Origin of the sequence: Nocardia sp. NPDC059229, from assembly GCF_042754165.1 — a bacterium.
Classification (GTDB): domain Bacteria; phylum Actinomycetota; class Actinomycetes; order Mycobacteriales; family Mycobacteriaceae; genus Nocardia.
On the sequence record NZ_JBHZAK010000070.1, the window covers coordinates 1 to 1,650 of the forward strand.

Genomic DNA, 1,650 nt, shown 5'->3' on the forward strand with positions numbered 1-1,650 from the left:
GGCCGGAAGGCATTGCGTACCTCGGGGCGATCGAAGGCGATCCGAACCGTGCCCTGCTCGATGTGCCGGTGGTACGTGATGTCGGTGAGGTTCTCAAATCCCGGGACGACATTCCACAAATCTGGATTGAAGGTCACCGTGCCCACCCTAGTCAAGTTCACATTTCGCGAGATCCACGACCCATGTCCCGCCGGCCAATGGCGAGCCGAAATGCTGTGCAATACACCACTTCTCGCCTGGTACAGGTCACGTTGCTCGACATACGACGGGTCTGCACATCAACGCGTTCGATCTCGATCTAGTTGTATTCCGGATGGATCCAATGAGGATGCCTGGCAGCGAGGTGGTCGTCGATCGCGGCCTCGACCAGCTCCCGCCAACGCGGATTGCTCTGGGTGGTGTTCTCGTCGCGAAACCACCGGCAACCAACCGTCGGGCATAGGAATCGATAGGTGCCGAGATTGTCGATGCGGCCGCCCAGGCTCACGGGGCGCTTACGACTCGCACCAGCGTCGCGACGACTGCCGAAGGCTGAAAGTTCGTCTCCCACTCCAACACTCAATCACAGGCGGACATGTAGGCGACACTTACGAACCGTGTGGTCCGTGATCTTGTGACAGGCGGCCTCTCGTTCCGAACGTGCGCAGCTTCGTCGGTCTCGACGGGCGCTCGACGATTCCGATGCTGTACTGCGGCGCCGGCTCGATCGCTGCTGACGCTGCATCGAGCATGTGCTGTGTCACGTTGTGGGCCAGTAGATTTCAACCATCTTGGCTAATTTGCACAACGCGGGGGGCACCCGTAGGGTTCGGCCCGGGCCGACCTGCATACCCCCAAGCGGTGTTGACCCACGAGATGGTGGCCAGTTGCAGCTCGAACGCTGTCGGCTGCCGATGATGTCGATGTCGCCGGGTCAAATTCCCCCCTTCACCCGGCGGCATCGCTCTACCGAGTAAATTCTTGTCATTGATGATCGACGCGTACTCGGGGTCGCGCGTGATCGTCGGCAGCATCCGCCGCCACTCGCCGAACACGTCGGCGACGAACCCGTCCACCGGCGGCCCGTCCACCGCCGCGCCCGGGCCGAGCTGCGACACCTGTGGGCCTCCTGGCCGCATTCGAGCGATCGACACCGCGACCTACGTGAAATTCACTATCCGCGAGGTCGCCGCGGTACTGTCTGCGCTCAGGCGCTGACCGCACGCCATCCAGACGAGTCAGCCATACCCGCAGCGGGCCCTTCCAGCAGGTGAATGCCTGCGGCTCCCTATCCAGCAGACGCGTCGCGTCGTGCCGGACGGATTTGTGCCTCCCAGCCCTTGTCGACCGGTGCCGCTACTGGGCAGGGGTGGCAAAAATAGGTATGTCGTGGGTAGTTCTGCCGTCGCGGGTAGGGCCCTCCGCAATGCAGGCTCGTCAGTGACAGCGCAGGCAAGAACTGGCGAGGATTCCGATGTTCGACCACAAACCGGAAAACCCACGACACCACCGCGGCACGACCCTGATGATCAGGCATTGCACCGACTGTGCAACGTTGGTCGCGCCAATGACCAACGCCTGCTCATCGTGCCGAGCCACGACCCTGGACTGGGTACCCTCCACGGGCACCGGGTCGATCGTGTCGTGGAAAGTGGCACACCACCCCTCGAA

At 62.5% G+C, this 1,650-nt stretch carries 3 protein-coding genes and 1 pseudogene; all 4 read right to left on the reverse strand.

The window, feature by feature from the left end:
• Positions 1-137, reverse strand: a pseudogene (locus ACFXHE_RS44080) (1,4-dihydroxy-2-naphthoyl-CoA synthase); the annotation flags it as partial.
• Positions 138-298: 161 nt separating this feature from the next.
• Positions 299-487: a hypothetical protein gene (locus ACFXHE_RS44085; RefSeq protein ID WP_379391762.1), complete on the reverse strand. Its 189-nt coding sequence runs from the start codon at positions 485-487 to the stop codon at positions 299-301.
• A gap of 274 nt (positions 488-761) precedes the next feature.
• Positions 762-1,097 (reverse strand): hypothetical protein, encoded by a 336-nt coding sequence (locus tag ACFXHE_RS44090; RefSeq protein WP_379391764.1) that lies wholly within the window; start codon positions 1,095-1,097, stop codon positions 762-764.
• A 319-nt stretch (positions 1,098-1,416) separates the two neighbouring features.
• Positions 1,417-1,650: hypothetical protein (locus tag ACFXHE_RS44095; protein ID WP_379391766.1), on the reverse strand; the 234-nt coding region annotated here is incomplete at its 5' end.